Source organism: Microvirga medicaginis (genome assembly GCF_052658925.1).
In genome coordinates this window covers 270,177-289,325 of record NZ_JBQWEL010000003.1, presented here as the reverse complement: position 1 = coordinate 289,325, position 19,149 = coordinate 270,177, and the positions used below count along the sequence as shown (strand labels likewise).

Genomic DNA, 19,149 nt, shown 5'->3' with positions numbered 1-19,149 from the left:
TGTCGCCTGCCGCAACGTCATATCCATTTCTCCTCAATCCCGCCGCAAACTGGCTCCATGCGCGTGGTTAACGATAACAACTGAGTCATGCGGACAAGTGGGGGCCTGTACAGGCTTCGGCTTGCCCTCAAGCTCCCTGACCGGTACCAATTCGCCTTCGACTTTTGGACCGGACGAAAGAACCGAAGCAGTGCGGATCGTATCTTTCGCCATAGCCTTTCTTTTGGCGGCATTCATGGGGCTCGCCTGGCCGACAGCCGGCTGGGCGGTGGAATCCGTGCGCATCGACCCGAAGATGAAGGCCATCGACCTGACCCCTGCTATCGAGCGGTACAAGTCCGATGGTGACGAGATCCGCATTTCAACGGCTCCTGGACGCGACGGCATCGTGCGCCGCATCGCCGTGAAGGCGCGCGAGGCGGGAACCCGCCCCGACTGGATCGTCTTCGCGCTCACCAACGATACCGACGAACAGATCGACCGCTTGCTCGTGGCCCCGCATTTCCGGCTCACCGACTCCGGCGTGATCTGGCCTGATCTCGGTGCCTCGCGCATCGCTGCAGTGACCGCCAGCCAGGGCATCCGGCCTGAGCGGGACGACAGCCCCGACGCCGACGTCTTCCTCATGACGCTCGATCCCGGCACCACCGTTACCTTCGTGGCCGAGCTTCGGACCGATAACCTGCCTCAGCTCCACCTGTGGGATGCGGCCGCCTACAAGGAGCGCGTCAACGGCCTGACGCTCTACAAGGGCATTATCATCGGCATCGCCGGTCTGCTCGCCCTGTTCCTCACCATCGTATTCGTGGTGAAGGGAGCACTGATTTTCCCGGCCGCGGCAGCGCTGGCCTGGGCGGTTCTGGCCTATGCCAGCATCGATTTCGGCTTCTTCCAGCGCGTGTTCCCAATCTCCGAGGTCACGGAGCAGATTTATCGCGCAGGCGCCGAAGCTGTGCTGGCGGCGACCCTGCTCGTGTTCCTCTTCGCCTATCTCAACCTGAACCGCTGGCATGTACGCTACAGCCACGTGACGGCCTTCTGGCTCGCCTTCCTCGGCGCGCTGCTGCTGCTTGCGGTCGTCGATGCCTCCGTGGCGTCCGGCGTCGCGCGCATGTCGATTGCGGCGGTCGCCGGCATCGGCTTCGTGTTGGTGATCCATCTCGCGACGCACGGCTATGACCGCGCCATCATGCTCGTGCCCACCTGGCTTCTGCTGATCGCCTGGACGGTGGCTGCAAGCTTCACGGTTCTGGGTCACCTCACCTCCGATCTCGCGCCGCCTGCCCTGATCGGCGGCTTGGTGCTGATCGTCATGCTTATCGGCTTTACCGTGATGCAGCACGCTTTCGCGGGCGGCGGCTTCGCGCGCGGCTTCGTTAACGACACGGAGCGCCGCGCGCTGGCGCTCGCGGGATCCGGCGACATCGTGTTCGATTGGGACGTGGTGTCCGACAACATCTTCGTCAGTCCCGAGATCGAGCACCAGCTGGGCCTGAAGCGCGGCGCTCTCGAAGGCCCTGCTTCCGCGTGGCTCGACCTGATCCACCCCTTCGACAAGGACCGCTATCGGCTCGCGTTCGACACGGTGATCGAGCAACGCCGTGGACGCCTCGTGCAGGATTTCCGTCTGCGCTCTTCCTCGAATGCGCATCACTGGTTCCGCCTCAAGGCGCGTCCGGTGATCGGCTCCGATGGCGAGGTGATCCGCATCGTCGGAACGCTGGCGGACGTGACCAGCAGCAAGACTGCCGAGGAACGGCTGCTCCTCGATGCCGTGCACGACAACCTGACGAGCCTGCCGAACCGCCAGCTCTTCTATGATCGACTTGAGGCTGCTCTGACATTCGCGAGCCAGGACGATTCCTTGCGTCCGACCGTGCTCGTCATCGACATCGACAAGTTCAAGGATGCGAACGATCAATCCGGCTATGCCGGCGGAGACTCGATCCTGGTCACGCTCTCGCGTCGTCTGAGCCGCCTGCTCAAGCCGCAGGATACGCTGGCGCGCATCGGAGGCGTCGAATTTGCGATCATCCTGCTCTCGGAGCGTGAACCCGACCGCATCATCGCTTTTGCCGACATGGTCCGGCGCATCGTCACCACGCCGGTGACTTATGCCGAACGCGAGATCTTCCTCACCGCCTCCATCGGCATCGCCCTGCACGATCCGCAGATCGCCGCGCGACGCGAAGAAGTTCTGCGCAACGCGGAGATCGCCATGGCTCATGCCCGGCGTCACGGCGGCGACCGCATCGAGGTGTTTCGCCCTACCATGCGCTCGGATCGCAGCGACCATTTCACCATGGAAAGCGACCTTCGCCACGCGCTCGACCGCAACGAAATGAAGGTGCTGTTCAAGCCCATCGTGCGGCTTGAGGACCGAACCATCGCAGGCTTCGAATCCATGCTGCGCTGGGATCACCCGCGCCTGGGCCGCATCTCTCCCAATGACTTCCTGTCGATTGCGGAGGAGACGGGCCTCATCATCAAGCTGAGCGTTTTCCTGCTGGAGCAGACGGCGCGGGAGCTCGCCATCTGGCAGAATGCTCTCGAAGTCGAGCCGCCGATCTTCGCCAGCATCAACATGTCGAGCCATCACCTCCTGCGCCACGATCTGCTGCAGGAAGTGAAGACCGTCATCGCCCGCACCCGCGTTTTGCCTGGCTCTCTCAAGATCGAGATGACGGAAAGCCTCGTCATGGAGAATCCGGAATACTCGGCCCAGATGTTGGCACGTCTGCGGGATCTCGGTGCCGGGCTCTCGCTCGACGATTTCGGAACGGGCTATTCCGCCCTGTCCTATCTGCTGCGTTTCCCGTTCGATACGATCAAGATCGATGAGTCCTTCGTACGCCAGATGGCCTCCGGCAATCCGGTCATCCTGCGTTCTATCATCAAGATGGCGCATGAGCTCGGCATGGAGATCGTCGCGGAAGGTGCGGAGAGCGAGTCGGAAGCCATCGAGCTCTATCAGCTCGGCTGCGAATACGCGCAGGGCCCCGTCTTCGGCGAGCCGATGTCAGTCCTGCAAGCTCGCCAGCTCGTGGGTGCGGCAACCACAGAAGCCGCTTGAAACATCAGAAAACATCAAGCGTGGCCGGCTTCCATCGAGAGCATGGCAGGCTCGATGCCGATCCGGCGCAGAGCCATTTCATAGCGAATGTCGGCAGGCGTGCTGAAGATGAGCTCGGCATCGGCGGGACAGTTCAGCCAACCATTGGCCTGCATCTCGATTTCGAGCTGGCCCGCGCCCCAGCCCGCATAGCCGAGGGCCAGAATCGCATTCTTCGGGCCGCGTCCCTGAGCGATCGCGCGCAGGATATCGATGGTGGCGGTCAGGCACACACTGTCATCGATGGGCAGCGTAGACTGGGCAAGGTGGAAATCGGGCGAATGCAGCACGAAGCCGCGGCTTGTCTCCACGGGGCCGCCCATCAGAACCTGTATGCGCCCCACCTGCTCCGGCATATGGATCCGCTCCAGTTCCGGCACGATCTCGAGCTGGACCAGGAGATCCCGCATGTTCACGTTTGCGGCAGGGCGGTTGAGAATGATCCCCATCGCGCCCTCCGGCGAATGGGCGCAGATATAAATCACCGCGCGGGCGAAGCGCTCGTCCATCATGCCGGGCATCGCCACGAGCACTTGCCCGTCGAGATAGGGAGATCCGGCGCCATATGAGGTTTGCTGAAAGCTCATGTCTCGAAATCTGCCTTGCTGGGCCGACAACCCGATCACGGGATCGTGGATGGCAGACCCGATGAAAAAACGCATAAGGGAAGCGCCTCAGGGAGGCGTCAGTTCCATGACAACCACATTCCGCATCGCCGCATCAGCCATTTTCGTGATTCTGTCCTTTTTCTCCGCGTTTGGACAGCCCCTCGCCTCCGCACCATCATCGCAGGGGTTCCACTCGCAGGTCCGTCTGTTGTCGGGCGGCAAGCAGGGAGAGACATGGCTCGCCGGCATCGAGATCACCCTCGACCAGGGCTTCAAGACCTACTGGCGCAATCCCGGTGAATCGGGCTTGCCGCCGCGCTTCGACTGGTCGGCCTCGGAGAACGTGGCCAGCGTCGATGTACGCTGGCCCGCCCCCAAACGCTATGAAGATGCGGCCGGTGTCGCCCATGTCTACAGCCACAAGGTCGTCCTGCCGGTCGTGGTCAAACCCGCAGCGGCGGACAAACCGGTCAAGCTGGCGCTGACCGTCGATTACGGCATCTGCAAGGATATCTGCATCCCGGCCCATGCAGAACTGAACGTACCGCTCTCGGAAGACGGCCCTGACCGCAGGGCCATTGAAGAGGCCATGGCCAAGGTGCCTCCTCAGCAACCTGTCGGAGCCAAGGGCAATCTGGCGGTGCTGTCGGTCCAACCGGCCGGCGGTGACAAGCCCGCCCTGAATGTCGCCGTTCGGGCGCCATCAGGCACAAAGCCCGTTCTCTTTGCGGAGGCGCCGGAGGGCTGGTACGTCTCGACCTCGACGGTCAATGCGGACAACCGCTTTACCGTGTCGGTCGAGGAAAGGCCAAAGGACGCATCCGGCCCGGTTCCTTTGACGCTGACGCTGGTTGCCGGGGACAAGGCCATCGAGACGCAGGTGAGCCTCGACGGCGGCGGACAGCCGCGCTAGTGAAGAGCGATCCTAACAAAACAGCTTTGGAGCATTGTGCATGGCCATTCAGGTTGGAGAACGCCTTCCCCAGGTCACGTTCCGCGTCATGACCCCGGACGGACCGGTTGCGAAGACGACGGACGACCTCTTCAAGGGGCGTAAAGTTGTGCTCGTGGCGGTTCCGGGCGCTTTCACCCCCACCTGCCACCGCAACCACCTGCCCGGCTATGTGCAGCGCGCCGAGGAGATCAAGGCGAAGGGCGTCGATGCCATCCTGGTGACCGCCGTCAACGACGTCTTCGTCATGGACGCCTGGGCCAAATCCTCGGGTGCCGAGGGCATCGAGTTCCTGTCGGACGGCAACGGCGACTTCGCCAGGGCGATCAAGCTGACCATGGACGGCTCCGGCTTCGGCCTTGGCCTGCGCTCCCAGCGCTATTCGATGGTGGTGGAGGACGGCGTGGTGAAGGCGGTCAACGTGGAAGACACGCCGTCCAAGGCCCAGGTCTCGGGCGCGGAGAACATCCTGAAGGATCTCTGATCCTTTCATCCGGAGGAATGAAGCCCTTGCCCGCCCGAAGGCGCCAAGGGCTTTTTCTTTGGGCTCTTATCTTGATCTTGCACTCTTCTTGAAGGGCTGCATGGCGGCTACCGCCAATTCGTCGACGCGAATGTTGGTGGGATCGTCCGCGTGGCCCTTCACCCAGTGCCAGGCCACATCGTGCCGGGATGCCGCTTCGTCGAGCTCCCGCCACAGGTCCTCGTTCTTCACGGGCTTGTTGTCGGCGGTCCGCCAGCCGCGACGCTTCCAGTTGTGCATCCACTGCGTGATGCCCTGGCGCACATATTGGGAATCCGTGAAGAGATCGACCGCACAGCGACGCTTGAGGGCATTCAACCCCTCGATGGCAGCCCTGATCTCCATGCGATTATTGGTGGTATGAGCCTCCCCGCCGGAAATCTCTTTCTCGCTGCCTTTGAAGAACAGGATCGCGGCCCAGCCGCCCGGCCCGGGATTCCCCGAGCAGGCGCCGTCCGTGTAGATCATGACGCGCTCAGAACCGCTCATGCCTCAAGCCCATATTCGCGGGCATGCTTCACATGGCGGTGGAAGTGGAGCTTGCGGTCGTATTCCAGTGGATCCTTCGGCTTCACGAGCGCACCCGGCGGCACGTTGAGCCAGTCCACGAGGCGGGTGAGCATGAAGCGCATGGCCGATCCCCGGCAGAGAACCGGCAGGGCCTCGATCTCCTGTGGCGTCAGCGCGCGAACGGCCCGGTAGCCCGCGAGCATCGCCTGGCCCTTGGTGAGATTGAACGACCCGTCCGGCTCGAAGCACCAGGCGTTCAGGCAGATGGCCACGTCATAGGCGAAGGCATCCGTGCAGGCGAAGTAGAAGTCGATCAGCCCCGACACCTCGGAGCCGATGAAGAACACGTTGTCCGTGAAGAGATCGGCATGGATGATGCCCGTGGGCAGGCCCTTGGGCCAGGCCTCCTGCAGATAGGCGAGTTCGCGCCTCGTGCGCTCCGCCAGACCGCCCGAGACCGTGTCTGCCTGCGCCTCGGCCTGAGCGAAGAGCGGTGGCCAGGCATCGAGCGACAGGGCATTGGGCCGGTTCATCGCGAAATCCTGGCCGGCGAGATGGAGCTTCGCCAGCGCCCCGCCCAGAGCCCCACAATGCTTGGCGGTGGGACGGCGCACGGCAATGCCGTCGAGGAAGGTGATGATCACGGCAGGCCGCCCGGCAACCCTGCTGAGAGCCTGACCCTGGCGGTTGTTGACCGGAAGAGGACAGTTCAGGCCCTTGTTGGCCAGATGCTGCATGAGCCCGAGGAAGAAGGGCAGGTCCGCCTCCCTCACCCGCTTCTCGTAAAGCGTCAGGATGTAGGAAGCCTTGGTGGTGTGGAGAAAGTAGTTTGTGTTCTCAACCCCCTCGGCGATACCCTTGTAGGAGAGAACCGTGCCGATATCGTAGGTATCGAGAAAGCTTGCGAGCTCCTCGTCGCTGACTTCCGTATAGACTGCCACCGTTTACTCCGCCGCCTGCTCACGCAACTCGCGCGGCAAAGGAAAGAACACGCTCTCGTCCGCCGTCGATACGCTTTCTACCGAAACTTCGTAGCGTTCTGCAAAGGCGTCGATGATTTCTTCCACCAGGATTTCCGGCGCGGAGGCACCGGCCGTGATGCCGAGCCGCCGGATGTTCCCGAACAGCGACCAGTCGATATCCTCGGCGCGCAGGATCAGGCGCACCACAGGGCACCCTTCCCGCTCGGCCACTTCGCGCAGGCGCTGGGAATTGGAGGAATTGGGCGAGCCCACCACGATCATGGCATCGACCTGCGGCGCCACGCGCTTGACCGCGCCCTGGCGGTTCGTGGTGGCGTAGCAAATGTCTTCCTTGTGCGGGCCGACGATGGAAGGGAAGCGCTGCTTCAGGGCATCCACCATGTCCTGGGTATCGTCGACGGACAGGGTCGTCTGCGTCACGAAGGCGAGGTTCTCCGGGTCGGCCGGCTGGAGCCGGGCGATATCGTCCACGGTCTCGACCAGGCTCGCCACCCCTTCAGGCAGCTGGCCCATGGTGCCGATCACCTCGGGATGGCCCGCATGGCCGATCAGGACGATGTGGCGGCCCTTCTTGTGGTGCACCTGCGCCTCCCGGTGAACCTTGGTCACGAGGGGGCATGTGGCGTCGATGGCGAAGAAGTTGCGGGCCTGGGCAGCCTCGGGAACCGATTTCGGCACCCCGTGGGCCGAGAAGATGACCGGAGCCTTGGTGTCCGGAATCTCATCGAGCTCCCGCACGAAGACCGCCCCTTTGCGCTTCAGGTTTTCCACCACGTATTTGTTGTGCACGATCTCGTGGCGCACATAGACCGGTGCCCCGTGGATCGCCAGCGCCTTTTCGACGGCGTCGATGGCGCGGACAACCCCGGCGCAGAAGCCGCGCGGAGCGCAAAGCAGGATGTCGAGGGGTGGCTTCGTCATGATCCCGCGATGTGGCGAGACGAGCCCCCTCCTGTCAAGCGGGAGCGGCGCATATTCGCGGCCAAGCTTCTTCCAAGAAAGGCTCGCTCTCGGGAAAAAGACTCCCTAGAAAGAGAGGCCCCCTCACCGAATCCGATTTGCACGATGGCCAGCACTGCCTCCCATGTCAGTTTTCTTCCCCCTGTCCTGACCTTCTGCGGGGCGGCGGTGATTGCCGTGCCCGTCTTTCGGTTCATCGGCCTGAGCGCCGTGCTCGGCTATCTGGCGGCCGGCATCATCATCGGCCCGTCGGTTCTCGGCCTCGTCGGCGATCCGCAGACCATTACGACTGTCGCGGAACTCGGCGTGGTGCTGCTGCTCTTCATCATCGGGCTGGAACTCAAGCTGTCCCACCTCTGGTCCATGAAGCGGGATATCTTCGGCTTGGGATTCGCCCAATTGGCCGTGACCGCGCTTTGCCTCGGCGGAGCAGCGCTTGCCATCGGCTTTGGATCCAAGGCTGCCTTCGTGACAGGCATCTCGGTGGCGCTTTCAGCGACCGCCATCGCCCTTCAGATGCTCGGAGAGCGCAACGACCTGCAAACTCCTTATGGGCAGCGCTCCTTCGCGATCCTGCTCTTCCAGGATCTTTCGGTCGTTCCCATTCTCGCCATCCTGCCTCTCCTGGCCTCAGGCATGGCCGTGGAGCAGGGCTCTGCCTTCGACCGGCTGATCGCCGCGGGAGAGACTATCGCGGCCATCGCGGCGGTGGTTCTGGTCGGCCGCTATGGACTGAACCCTTTCTTCCGCATTCTGGCGCGCACCGGCTCCCGTGAGGTCATGACCGCATCGGCGCTGCTGGTGGTGCTGGGCGCGGCCCTTCTCATGCAGGAAGCCGGCCTCTCCATGGCCATGGGCGCATTCCTCGCCGGCCTGCTGCTGGCGGAATCGAATTTCCGTCACCAGTTAGAGGCCGATATCGAACCGTTCCGCGGCATGCTCCTCGGCCTGTTCTTCATGAGCGTGGGCATGTCCATCGATCTCGCCCTGGTGCGGGAGCAATGGGTCTTGCTGACTCTTGCGGCTCCGGTCGTAATCCTTGGGAAGACGGCGCTCATCACCATTCTCTCGCGTTTCTTCGGCGCAACATGGCGCGAGGGTTTGCGGTCGGGCACGCTGCTCTGCACCGCCGGTGAATTCGCTTTCGTGCTCTTGCCCGTCGCAACGGGCGCCGGATTGATGCCACAGAATGAAGCGCAACTGGTCACGGCGCTCGCTGCGATCACGATGCTGCTCGGCCCGATCTTTTCGAGCCTTGTCGAAAAGGCTCTGCAATCCCGCCCGGACATTGCGGATCATGCCGATATGGATGAACTGCTGGGCCAGGAGGGCGAGCTTTCGAGCCGGGTTCTGGTGATTGGCTTCGGACGTTTCGGGCAAATCGTGAACCAGGTTCTGTTGGCTCAGAACATCAACGCTACCGTGATCGACAAGAACGTGGAGCGTGTCCGCGATGCGGCTCGCTTCGGCCTCAAGATCTTCTACGGCGACGGAACGCGCCTCGACGTGCTGCGCGCGGCCGGCGCTGAGAAGGCGGAGATGATCTGCGTTTGCACGGACGAGCCCGACACGATCGAGAAGATCGCCGATATCATTCATGAGAACTTTCCGAATGCCCGCAGCTTCGTGCGTGCGTTCGACCGTATCCATGCGGTGAAGCTGTTGAAGATCGGCGTCGATTACCAGCTTCGCGAAACCTTCGAATCCGCCATCGTCTTCGGCCGCTCGGCGCTCGAAGAACTTGGGGTCGAAGCCGAGACCGCCGCCAGTGCGGCGCAGGACGTGCGCAAGCGCGACATCGCGCGCCTGTTCCTCCAGAAGGAGATTGGCGCGATGGGCGGCGCGGAGCTCGTGGTGGGGGCCAAGATTGCGCCTGAGCCCCTTACCTCCCCGACCGGCAAGGCCAAGGCGTTGAGCCCCGAGACGCGCGACATCCTCGGCGAGGGAGCCCTCTGATGGATGCGAACCCTGCCGAACGCGCAGCAGAGACACGCACCGATACGCCGATCTTCGTGAAAGGCTCAACCATGCGCCATGTTCTCGTGATGACGGGAACGGGAGCCGCAGGCCTGATTGCCATCTTCATCGTCGACCTGGTTTCGCTGCTCTACATCTCCTGGCTGAATGATCCGAGCATGACGGCGGGTGTCGGCTTGGCGACCGTCGTGATGTTCTTCACGGTCTCCATCAATGTCGGCCTGATGATTCCCATCGGCGCCTTGGTCTCGCGTGCACTCGGGGCGCGTCGGCCTGAGGATGCAAGGCGGCTTGCGACCTCCGGCGGTCTTCTCATGACCATGATCGGCGCAGCCGTCAGCGTGATCGTGCTGCCGTTCCTGCCCTGGATCCTGGGAGCGATGGGTGCGAGCGGCCAGGCATTCCAGGTCGCGCAGAGCTTCCTTTGGATTGCCTTGCCGACGAATGCTCTGATGGCGCTCGGTATGGCGTTCTCCACAATCTTGCGTGCGGCGGGGGACGCCAAGCGCAGCATGTATGCCACGCTCTCGGTTGCTATCGTCACGGTCGCCCTCGATCCGATCACGATCTTCGTCATGGATTTGAAATCTGACGGCGCCGCCTGGACGATCGGTCTTGCGCGTGTGGCCTATCTCTCCGTCGGCTATCTTTATCTCACGCGCACTCACCGATTGCTCGCACGACCCAGCCTGCAGTCGGTCATCCGCGATGCGAGGCCGTTCTTCGCCATTGCCGTTCCGGCGATCCTCACCAACCTCGCTGCTCCCTCAGCGAACGCCTTCTTCACCGGCATCATGGCCCAGTTCGGCGATCAGGCGATCGCAGCCTCCGCCATCATCGACCGCGTGACGCCGGTCTCCTTTGCCGGCGTCTTTGCGCTGGCCGGTGCCATCGGCCCGGTTCTGGGACAGAACTGGGGTGCCGGGCGTTATGACCGCATGAAGCAGACGTTGAAGGATTCTCTCACCTTCATGATCGTTTATGTATTGAGCGTGTGGCTCCTGCTGGTCCTGCTGCAGGTGCCCATCGTCATCGCCTTCAATGCACCTCCGCTCACGGCCGAGCTGGTGCAGTTCTTCTGCCAGCTTAGCGGCTTCATCTGGTTCTTCGTCAGCCTCGTCTTCGTGGCCAACGCCTCGTTCAACAATCTCGGCTATCCGCTGCTCTCCACTTTCTTCAACTGGGGACGGGCGACGCTGGGCATGATCCCGTTCGCCTATTTCGGGGCACAGATCGGAGGCCCCAAAGGCGCGCTGGTCGGCATCGGCGCCGGATCCATCGTATTCGGGATTGCGGCCATCTTCACGGCCTTCTGGACAATCCGGCGTTTGGAGAGGCAAGCTGTTCCAGCACCATAGGCGCAAAGCGTTCGAGGAGTCTGCCATGTTCAACTGGTTCGATCTGATGCGACAGGCGCAGACCCAAGCAGGCTTCGAGGCTTTGGCGCGGCAGTTCCAGCTCTCGGGCGATCAGCAACAACGAGCCATGGCTGCCTTCATGCCGGCCTTCGTCATGGGGCTGCAGCATGCCATGACCAGCAATGACTCCAACCGCTTTCTTCAATCCCTGATGAGCGGCGGCTATCAGAATTTCTGGCAGATGGCAGGGCGTACCTTCTCTGCGCAGGCCCAGCAGGAGGGCAGAAGGCTGCTCGACCAGCTCTTCGGCTCGGACGAGGCAAGCCGTCGCGTTGCGCACCAGGCTGCGGATTTCGCCGGCATCGGCGTCGAGACGATGCAGCAGATCCTCCCCATCTATGCGGGCATTCTCGCGGGCGGATTGTCTCAATGGATGGCGGCACAATCTCAGGCCGTCCAAACCTTCACGTCGCCTAGCACGGCGGAAAGGCCCAAGCAGGAAGCGGCCAATCCCTGGGCTGATCTATGGACCGGGTGGATGAAGGCTCCGGAGCCCGAGAAGAAGCCCGCCGCCAATCCATTCCTGGACATGATGACAGGTTTTCTGCAGATGCCGGCTCCCGACAAGCCGCAGGAGCCGGCACCCTCGCCTTCGTCCTCATGGGGAGAGATGATGGAAAAGGGACGCGAGATGCAGATGCAATATCTCACGTCCCTTCAATCGATTCTCGAAGACGCCTGGGGAACAGGCTCCAAGAAGTCTTAGACGCGGCTCGCAAGCGGAACCACCGGCCGCGGCTTGTGTGCGGCAGTCATCTTATGAGCTTCTGCGGGACGCCCGACACATCGAACCAACACCCATGACGGGTGGTGATGAATGGGCTCCGCGAGAGCGCTCGTCACATCGCTGCGCGTGAGGCCGATATCCTTGAGCATGCGCTCATCGAATTCGGCGAGGTTCCTGACCTCTCGGCGATCTTTGAAAGCCTTGGCGAGGGAGATGAGCGAACGCGCGAACTGACCCAGGATCGTGGATCCAGGAAAGGTCGGTACGGATGCTGCAGACCGAGTCATATCGGGTCTCCTTCGCTCGTGAGGGCCTTCACAAAGTGCTTGAAACGTTCCAAGCCGTTCCAGAAGCGATCCAAGAGCATTCCAGGGGCGTTCCAGGGGCGTTCCAGGGATATTATGGAACTTCCCGCAAGAAAATGTTCCTGTAAGCCATTGTCAGAAAAGGAAAATTTCTTTTCCTATTGGAATGTATAGCACAGCATTTCTCATCACTTGAAACGATTGTTTGAGATATGTATCATCATTGAAATTGATGGGGAGGATTCAGCCATGCACTTGCTCGACATCGACCAGCTCCGGACCTTCGTGGCGATCGCGGATACGGGGTCGTTCACCCGCGCGGCGGAGATCGTGCACAAGACGCAGAGCGCAGTGTCGATGCAGATGAAGCGGCTCGAGGACCGGGTCGGCAGGCCGATCTTCGAGCGCGACGGGCGCCTCTCCAAGCTCACGGATGAGGGCGAGCGGCTTCTCGATTACGCGCGCCGGATCGTGCGGCTGAATGCGGAATGCATGACCTCGTTCAACGAGCATGAGCTGACGGGGCGCGTGCGCTTAGGCCTCCCCGACGATTACGCCGACCGTTACCTGCCGGAGATCCTGGCGCGCTTCTCGCGCTCGAACCCCAAGGCCGAGGTGACGGTGATGTGCGAACCCACGCACAACCTGATCGAGCGCGTGCAGCACGGCGATCTGGACCTTGCCATCATCACCCATGTGGACCGGCGCGGCCCGTCCGAGATCGTGCGTATCGAGCAGCTCTTGTGGGTCACCTCCGCGCGTCACGGCGTGCACGAGGAAAGCCCGATCCCGCTGGCGCTCGGCCGCCCGAACTGTCACTGGCGCCACTCGGCGACGGAGGCCCTGGAAAGCGCGGACCGCGCCTTCCGCATCGCCTATGTAAGCTATCATTCGACCGCCGTGGGCGCTGCGGTTCTCGCAGGTCTTGCCGTGTCGGTTCTGCCGGAAAGCGCCGTGCGTCCCGGCATGCGGATCTTAGGCCCCACCGACGGCTTTCCCGCCCTGCCCTCGTGCAAGATCGGCCTGATCCGCGCGCGCGGCGAGGAGAACCCGCTTGCGGACGCGCTGGGCTTTCACATCAAGCAGTCGCTCGACAATCTGGGCTCCACGCGCCCGGTCTTCCAGGTTGCTGCCGAGTAAAACCTCTGCGGCGAAAGCCCTACTTCGCGGCGGGCTTTCGCAGCACCAGCACGTTGCCGAGAAGCGCCAGCACGACGCCTGCACCCGCGAGCGGCGTCCACACATAGCCCTCGATCAGCGTCGAGACCGTGAGCGCCACGATGGGGAACAGCACCGTCGCATAGCCCGCGCGCGCGGCTCCCAAGCGTCGCAGCAGCGTGAGATACGACATGAAAGCGAGCACCGACGCGCCGATCGCGAGATAGAGCAGCGAGCCGACATACTTCACCGTCGGCTCGATGACGAAGGCATTGCCGCGAACTAAATTCAGCGTCAGCAGCACCACGCAGCCATAGGTCATGCCCCAGGCGGTGGCGGAGAGAAGCGGCGCGCCGCGACGCTGCACGACCGTCGAGATCATGTTGCCCGAGCAGAAGAACAGCGTGCCCATCACGCAAAGCCCGAGGCCTTTCAGCGCCGCCGCATTAAAGCCAGCGCCCGTGATCTCCGGCCAGAACAGAAGCCCGATTCCGGCAACCCCGATCACGCCGCCGAGCGCCACGCGCGGCTCCACCTTCTGCCGGAAGATGACGAAGCTCAGGATCAGATTGAACACCGAAGCGAGCGAGAACACCACGGAGAGCAGGCCCGACGGCACGCTCAAGCCGCCGTAATAGAATGAGATGAAGTTGAACGAGAACAGGCAGCACCCTACCGCCGCGAAGCGCAGGTGATCGGCGAGCGCAAAGCGCACCTGATGGCCGGTGACGAGCACCCAGCCCCACATGAGCGCGGCCGAGAGCAGGAAGCGCCACAGCACCGACATCTCCGGCGCCACCACCCCGAGCTGCGCGCGGATTCCGATCCAGCTCACGCCCCACAGAAAGACGGTGGCGGCATAGAGCCCGAAAGTGGTTCCGTCGAAGCGCTTGGCGTCCGGCGCGGACATCATGGCGGCGGCCTGGGTCATGGGTTACGTCCCGATTGTCTGAAGACGCACCGATTACGCCGATCGAGCCATCAGCACAAATGATGAAATGTCATCAATTGCCGCTGGAACGGTGATGAAACGTTTCATGAAACGTCCCGGAAAAGGGCCGGAATCCCTTGAAAGAAGTGCGAAACGGCGTCTCATCCACCAATCACCGGCCCGCCCCTGCCGCGACAGGCGTGGCCGGGGCCAGGAGGCCCGGCACGATATCGGTGTTCTGCGCCACGCGAATCCGCCAGCCCTCCGGCTCCTCGGTGGCGACAAGGAGCAGGATCCCGCGCCGCTTCCCTCCGGGGCGGCCATCCGGCTCGATCTGCCCTTCCAGTTCCCAGGCGAGATGCAGGGCCACCACGCCGGGGCCAAGCGGCGTGAGCGCCGCCAGCGTACCGGAGAGGCGGCTGTGCTTGAAGATCGTCTCATGGGTTGCCGTATGCGCGACTGCGATCTCCTCGCGGCTCGTCCACCACGTCCCCAGGACATTGACGAAATGGGCATCCTCGATGAACAGCTCCGCCAGGGCCGCCATATCGTGCCGGTTCCAGGCCTCCATGAAGGCTGTCGGAAGATCCTCTGCGTGCCCGATCGCAATCATCGCTTCCTCCTCGAAGCCCTGCTGAGTGGGACATAGGGAACCCGCAGCCGCATTCCCAACCTTGACTATAATCTCATGCGAGGTATATTGTTCCCACTTTGTTCTAATAATTGATTGCCATGCCGTCTCATTCTTCATCATCCACCGTCACGCCCGCCTTCTCGGCCAAGGCTTTGGCTGGCCGCCGCGAAAAGCTCAACCCGGCCTGCATTGCCCGCATGCGCGAGCTCGTGGAGGGCACCGGCTGGTCCTACAAGCGCATTGCCGAGGAGATCGGCGTCTCCCTTGCCACCGTCTCGCGCTATGTGGCGCAGGAAGGCTGGCAGCGCCCGCCCGGCGCTGCGGTTCCGGCCCGCATCGGCAACCACCGCGAGCGGGTGACGCAAAAGCTCTGGAAGCTCACCGAGCGCCACGCGCAAGCACTCGAAGACCAGCCCATCGAGCTTGCCCAGCGCTCCCTCCAGCCGCTCGCCCGCCTCACCCGCGTGCTGGGCGACATCGACAAGCTCAATCCACGTCCCGCGCCCCTGCGGGAGGAAGCAGCCCCCGCCCCGGAAGCCCCGCCCGGCCGCACCCTGCACGAGCTGCGCGACGAGCTTCAGGCGCATCTCGACCGCATCATGGAGGAGGAAGGCTATGGCTGGGAGATGCGGGAATGGTGGTTCGAGGATGGGGCGGGGATTTAGAAGGGCGAGAACCTCAAGGTCCGGACATGGATCATCAGCGGATCTTCGCGCGGCGCCGCACGGCGACTGTTTTTGACCCCAAGTAGATGTTGATCTCACGTTTGGTGTATGCGCGCTTTGAAGAGATTGGCGCCACCCTGTGGTAGGCACCGCCACTCGCTAGCGCTCAACTCCTGGCTATCTTCCACTTGTTTGGGATGCCGGGATCAGACGACAGGTACTGTCCCGCCATCAATCGTGTACTCGGCACCATGGATCGAGGCCGCCCGATCCGAGAGAAGAAAAGCCGCCAACTCTGCAACCTCTTCTGGGCGGCCAGGTCTGCCAATGGGAATGCCTCCGAGGGACTGCATCAGCCCCTCGCGGGCGCCGTCCTCGTCCATCTCTTGCTGCTCGGCCAATCGCTGAATCAGCGCCGTTGCGGCTCTCGTCTCGATGAAGCCGGGGGAGATGGTGTTCACGCGGACGCCTTTGGGACCAACCTCTTTCGATAAGCCCTTGCTGTAGGTCGTCAGGGCAGCTTTCGCAGCAGCATAGGCCAGCGTCGCTTCGTACAAGGGCAGGCGCCGCTGAATCGAGGAAACATGAATGATGACGCCATACCCCTGCCGGATCATGCCAGGCAGCAGGGCACGGTCGAACCGCACCGCAGGGTACAGGTTCCTTTCAAGCTCCGCCTGCCATTCACGATCAGTCAGTGCAGCAAAGCCCCCGCCTGGCGCATTCGAGCCGCCGACGACATTCACGAGAAGATCGACCCCGCCCATCTGCTTATCGACCTCGGCGACAACCGTATCGACGCCGCTGGCGGTGGTTATGTCAGCCTGAACGAACAGGTCAGAGCGCTGCCCTTCTTGCAGGGGTGAGCGGGCGGTTGTAGCCACCGTGGCGCCGCCGGCGACAAGACGCCGGACGATGGCCTCACCCATGCCTTTCGTGCCCCCTGTCACCAGGGCCCGCTTGCCGGCGAATTCCTGGGGATCAATGGAGAATGAAGATGCTGCGATCATCATGCAATCTCCAGCCGCGCAATCTTTGATCCTGAAAGGGTGAAGGCATAGCGCAGCATGGCAGGAGAGCCAGGAAAGTCGCCGGACACCAGACCCGAGACGACCAGACGATCATCGACCGTTTCGACCTGTTTGACGTCGACGGTGACACGGTACTTGCGGGTCGTGTGCTCCATCCAGGAGCGGATGGCAGCCCTGCCATGATGCTCCTGGCCTTCGTCCGTGACGACGGCATCGTCAGCAAAGGGCGCCAGCATGCCATTGATCTCGTGCTGGTTCTTGGCCTCGTAATAGGCGGCCAGCGGGGGAGGCAGTTGTCTGCTCATACCTGTTCTCCAAAAGGAGCCAAGCCGCCTGAAATTCGCTCGGCTCCGTAGCGGCGGATGGAACTTGGAGGTATGCTGACGAAAAGACAAGAACGCACGAAAAAGTAAGGTACTCACCTATGGGTAAGGAAGAAGCACTGACCCCCAGTTCCGCCGCCGACCGCGTCGAGCAAGCGCTCAAGTTCCTCGAAGGCCGTTGGAAGCTGGTGATCCTGTTCCGGCTGTTTGGCGGCAAGGTGCTGCGCTTCTCGGAACTGGAGAAGGCCATCCCGGCCATCTCGCAGAAGATGCTCATCCAGCAACTCCGTCAGATGGAGGCGGATGGCATTGTTCGCCGGATCGTTCACCATCAGGTGCCGCCGAAGGTGGAGTATTGCCTCACGGATTGGGGGCAGGCCTTATGCCCCGCGCTCGATGCCTTGCTGCAATGGGCAGCCGCCCGGGAGCGTCTCAGTGAAACCGATGCCAAAGCCCCGTCGCTGCATTCGACACCCTGAAGATTACAACCGAAGTGCGAACGGGCCCTCAGTACGGTGTATCCTTTGACTTGATTACACCGAACGCGAAATGTCGCCTTCTGGCACTTCTGAGACGTAAGCCCGAAGGCAGCAATCCCCGGCGACCAGACGTTCCTCAAGGTCGGCGAATTTCCCTGCCTGACCCCAACCGACCCTATCCTTGGTTAGGTCACTTACTTGGGCAGAGGACCATGCCACACAGCACGCCGGCCGCTGACCTTGGGGGTGGATCAGTCAGCCCAGCCAACGCGTGTAGGTTACCATGATTGCTCGCCTGGATCAGGCGGGATGGCGGAGTTGCCGCCGCGCTGAAACTTAGCTGCGCCGTTCAAACCGTCGTCGGTCTCACAAAAAGGGTTCTGCGAATTGCGGATGGACTTTCTTCCCGCACGCGGGGACAGGAGCTTTGTGCTAGACTCGCGCCTCTCCTTGAGGAGGAGCGCGCTATGAAGAGCATCGTTGTCGCATGCGCCTTTGTATGTGTCGCCGCGGCTGCCCAGGCGCAGCAGCCCGCCCCGCAAAGTCCCGGTCCGAACTTCATCCTGAAGCAGATCGCCCCGACCCTGCCCACCAAGGAGCAGCTTGAGGTCAGGGTTCGGACCTCCACCATCCAGCCGGGAGCCGTGGGTCAGTGGCACACCCATCCCACGCCGCCGATCGTCTACGTGATGGAGGGGACGCTGTCCGTGGAAAGAAAGGATGGCGAGACGGTTCACACCCAGGCCGGGCAGGCCGTGATCGAGCCGGTCAACACCATCATCCGTGCCACCAACAAGGGCCAGACGCCGGTGAAGCTGGTGATCTTTCAGGTCAGCCCACCAGATGTCCCTGAGTCCCAGCCAGCTCCGTCGCAGTAACACCGCGACGATCCAATTCCATAACGGGCGGGATGCTCTCTCGCCCAACTCCCTAAAGTGTCCTCTCGGAAATTGTTGGTCCCTGCGCTGGATCGGGCGCATACTTGTTGCGCTGGGGTGGCCTCTTGGACGGGAGGAAGCGATGGAACACCTGAACCGTCGCCATGCGCTGCTCAGTATCGCTGTTGCGTCCACGTTGGTCCCGGCAGGGCCAGTCACTGCTCAAAGCTCCAGCCCGCCGGAAGGCCGGGAAGTGGCTCCCGGAGTTCGTCGGGTGGGGTATTCGAAACGCGAGACAATGATCCCGAACTACAAGACGGTCGCGATGCGGGACACCATCTACCAGCCGGGCGCCAGCACCAGCGGCGAGAGCATGCCCAATGACATGGTCTGCCATATGCTAGAAGGCGAACTGACCGTCGACACGGGTTCAGGGCCCAATCTCTATCGGAAGGGTGATGTGTGGTCGTGCGCCAAAGGGCTGCCGGAACGCAGCAGAAACACCGGCAGCACCGTTGCGATCATGCGCATCATCGACCTGCTGCCCGCATAGCATCTCCTTTGGTGCTGAGTGACAGCCTTGGCTTGGCGAGTGACATGCAACAGGCACGGCCGAGCCGGGGCTGCGTATTCCATAACCGCCTTCCGCGAGATCAATGAACCGGAATTTCTCCTAAGGGCGCAGAGCGGAACCTACCTGAATGTCCGCTCTGAGCTCAAATTCAGCCCTTTCCATCCTGCACCGAAGGAATGGTGAGCGACGCACGCCCCGCCATTGACCCTTCACCCCTTCCCCGTGTTATCTCGTATCCGGAGCCGGGCGCACCCGGTTTCGGGGCGTGAGAACCCCTCACAAGGCGGCCGGTATCGGCCGTCAACGATGCCTTCCCAGCCCTATGGCCGGGGAGGCGGTGACGCATGTCCAGGGCGAAAGCCTAAAGGTCATCGCGGTCGTCCTTGTGCGGCTTCTCAACT

The 19,149-nt window shown here is 62.5% G+C and carries 20 protein-coding genes; 11 read left to right on the top strand and 9 right to left on the bottom strand.

Features of this window, described 5'->3' with window-relative positions; genetic code table 11:
- Positions 1 to 190 precede the first annotated feature (190 nt).
- On the top strand, positions 191 to 3,073 hold the full coding sequence (locus ACUXUR_RS06540; protein ID WP_445501538.1) for an EAL domain-containing protein: 2,883 nt from the start codon (positions 191 to 193) through the stop codon (positions 3,071 to 3,073).
- A 14-nt stretch (positions 3,074 to 3,087) separates the two neighbouring features.
- Here the strand turns inward: ACUXUR_RS06540 and ACUXUR_RS06535 are convergent, their stop codons facing one another.
- A complete protein-coding gene (locus tag ACUXUR_RS06535; RefSeq protein WP_445501537.1) occupies positions 3,088 to 3,699 on the bottom strand; it encodes a YqgE/AlgH family protein in 612 nt (203 codons plus the stop codon).
- Positions 3,700 to 3,805: 106 nt separating this feature from the next.
- Between ACUXUR_RS06535 and ACUXUR_RS06530 the strand changes: the two genes are divergently transcribed.
- Entirely contained in the window at positions 3,806 to 4,633 is an 828-nt protein-coding gene (locus ACUXUR_RS06530) for a protein-disulfide reductase DsbD domain-containing protein (RefSeq protein WP_445501536.1), read from the top strand.
- Positions 4,634 to 4,673: 40 nt separating this feature from the next.
- Entirely contained in the window at positions 4,674 to 5,156 is a 483-nt protein-coding gene (locus tag ACUXUR_RS06525; protein WP_445501535.1) for a peroxiredoxin, read from the top strand.
- Positions 5,157 to 5,222: 66 nt separating this feature from the next.
- On the opposite strand, the gene rnhA is transcribed toward ACUXUR_RS06525, so the two are convergent.
- Genes rnhA through ispH form a run of 3 tightly spaced genes read right to left on the bottom strand, consistent with a single transcriptional unit; the run spans position 5,223 to position 7,609 of the window.
- Positions 5,223 to 5,684, bottom strand: a complete 462-nt coding sequence (gene rnhA / locus ACUXUR_RS06520; RefSeq protein ID WP_445501534.1) for a ribonuclease HI — start codon at positions 5,682 to 5,684, stop codon at positions 5,223 to 5,225.
- A complete protein-coding gene (locus ACUXUR_RS06515) occupies positions 5,681 to 6,646 on the bottom strand; it encodes a homoserine kinase (protein WP_445501533.1) in 966 nt (321 codons plus the stop codon). Before ACUXUR_RS06515 ends, rnhA begins: the two co-directional genes overlap by 4 nt.
- 3 nt (positions 6,647 to 6,649) lie before the next feature.
- Positions 6,650 to 7,609, bottom strand: a complete 960-nt coding sequence (ispH, locus tag ACUXUR_RS06510; protein WP_445501532.1) for a 4-hydroxy-3-methylbut-2-enyl diphosphate reductase — start codon at positions 7,607 to 7,609, stop codon at positions 6,650 to 6,652.
- Between the two features lie 144 nt (positions 7,610 to 7,753).
- Here ispH and ACUXUR_RS06505 point away from each other — a divergent pair, with 144 nt between their 5' ends.
- The 3 genes from ACUXUR_RS06505 to ACUXUR_RS06495 are packed head-to-tail and all read left to right on the top strand — an operon-like array spanning position 7,754 to position 11,749.
- Positions 7,754 to 9,604, top strand: a complete 1,851-nt coding sequence (locus tag ACUXUR_RS06505; RefSeq protein WP_445501531.1) for a monovalent cation:proton antiporter-2 (CPA2) family protein — start codon at positions 7,754 to 7,756, stop codon at positions 9,602 to 9,604.
- Entirely contained in the window at positions 9,604 to 10,983 is a 1,380-nt protein-coding gene (locus ACUXUR_RS06500) for an MATE family efflux transporter (RefSeq protein WP_445501530.1), read from the top strand. The genes ACUXUR_RS06505 and ACUXUR_RS06500 overlap by 1 nt, the downstream gene beginning before the upstream one ends.
- 25 nt (positions 10,984 to 11,008) lie before the next feature.
- On the top strand, positions 11,009 to 11,749 hold the full coding sequence (locus ACUXUR_RS06495) for a DUF937 domain-containing protein (protein ID WP_445501529.1): 741 nt from the start codon (positions 11,009 to 11,011) through the stop codon (positions 11,747 to 11,749).
- Here the strand turns inward: ACUXUR_RS06495 and ACUXUR_RS06490 are convergent.
- Positions 11,746 to 12,057, bottom strand: a complete 312-nt coding sequence (locus tag ACUXUR_RS06490; protein ID WP_445501528.1) for a DUF1127 domain-containing protein — start codon at positions 12,055 to 12,057, stop codon at positions 11,746 to 11,748. The genes ACUXUR_RS06495 and ACUXUR_RS06490 overlap by 4 nt on opposite strands.
- 267 nt (positions 12,058 to 12,324) lie before the next feature.
- Between ACUXUR_RS06490 and ACUXUR_RS06485 the strand changes: the two genes are divergently transcribed.
- Positions 12,325 to 13,215, top strand: a complete 891-nt coding sequence (locus ACUXUR_RS06485; protein WP_445501527.1) for a LysR substrate-binding domain-containing protein — start codon at positions 12,325 to 12,327, stop codon at positions 13,213 to 13,215.
- Positions 13,216 to 13,234: 19 nt separating this feature from the next.
- On the opposite strand, the gene ACUXUR_RS06480 is transcribed toward ACUXUR_RS06485, so the two are convergent.
- Together ACUXUR_RS06480 and ACUXUR_RS06475 are read right to left on the bottom strand one after the other, a co-directional pair.
- Positions 13,235 to 14,164, bottom strand: a complete 930-nt coding sequence (locus tag ACUXUR_RS06480) for a DMT family transporter (RefSeq protein WP_445501526.1) — start codon at positions 14,162 to 14,164, stop codon at positions 13,235 to 13,237.
- A gap of 172 nt (positions 14,165 to 14,336) precedes the next feature.
- The gene (locus ACUXUR_RS06475; protein ID WP_445501525.1) at positions 14,337 to 14,777 is read right to left on the bottom strand and encodes an SgcJ/EcaC family oxidoreductase; all 441 of its coding nucleotides are present in this window, start codon (positions 14,775 to 14,777) and stop codon (positions 14,337 to 14,339) included.
- A 119-nt stretch (positions 14,778 to 14,896) separates the two neighbouring features.
- Between ACUXUR_RS06475 and ACUXUR_RS06470 the strand changes: the two genes are divergently transcribed.
- Positions 14,897 to 15,463: a helix-turn-helix domain-containing protein gene (locus tag ACUXUR_RS06470; RefSeq protein WP_445501524.1), complete on the top strand. Its 567-nt coding sequence runs from the start codon at positions 14,897 to 14,899 to the stop codon at positions 15,461 to 15,463.
- A gap of 206 nt (positions 15,464 to 15,669) precedes the next feature.
- Here the strand turns inward: ACUXUR_RS06470 and ACUXUR_RS06465 are convergent, their stop codons facing one another.
- Both ACUXUR_RS06465 and ACUXUR_RS06460 read right to left on the bottom strand, forming a co-directional pair.
- Complete coding sequence (locus ACUXUR_RS06465) at positions 15,670 to 16,473, bottom strand: SDR family oxidoreductase (protein ID WP_445501662.1); 804 nt, start codon at positions 16,471 to 16,473, stop codon at positions 15,670 to 15,672.
- Positions 16,473 to 16,799 (bottom strand): nuclear transport factor 2 family protein, encoded by a 327-nt coding sequence (locus ACUXUR_RS06460; RefSeq protein ID WP_445501523.1) that lies wholly within the window; start codon positions 16,797 to 16,799, stop codon positions 16,473 to 16,475. Before ACUXUR_RS06460 ends, ACUXUR_RS06465 begins: the two co-directional genes overlap by 1 nt.
- A gap of 137 nt (positions 16,800 to 16,936) precedes the next feature.
- Between ACUXUR_RS06460 and ACUXUR_RS06455 the strand changes: the two genes are divergently transcribed.
- From ACUXUR_RS06455 to ACUXUR_RS06445, 3 genes are all read left to right on the top strand, one after another.
- Complete coding sequence (locus tag ACUXUR_RS06455) at positions 16,937 to 17,296, top strand: winged helix-turn-helix transcriptional regulator (RefSeq protein WP_445501661.1); 360 nt, start codon at positions 16,937 to 16,939, stop codon at positions 17,294 to 17,296.
- A 467-nt stretch (positions 17,297 to 17,763) separates the two neighbouring features.
- Positions 17,764 to 18,174: a cupin domain-containing protein gene (locus ACUXUR_RS06450; RefSeq protein ID WP_445501522.1), complete on the top strand. Its 411-nt coding sequence runs from the start codon at positions 17,764 to 17,766 to the stop codon at positions 18,172 to 18,174.
- Positions 18,175 to 18,316: 142 nt separating this feature from the next.
- Positions 18,317 to 18,727 carry a cupin domain-containing protein gene (locus tag ACUXUR_RS06445; RefSeq protein ID WP_445501521.1) on the top strand — a complete coding sequence of 137 codons (411 nt, stop codon included), beginning with the start codon at positions 18,317 to 18,319 and terminating at the stop codon, positions 18,725 to 18,727.
- Positions 18,728 to 19,149: the final 422 nt, after the last annotated feature.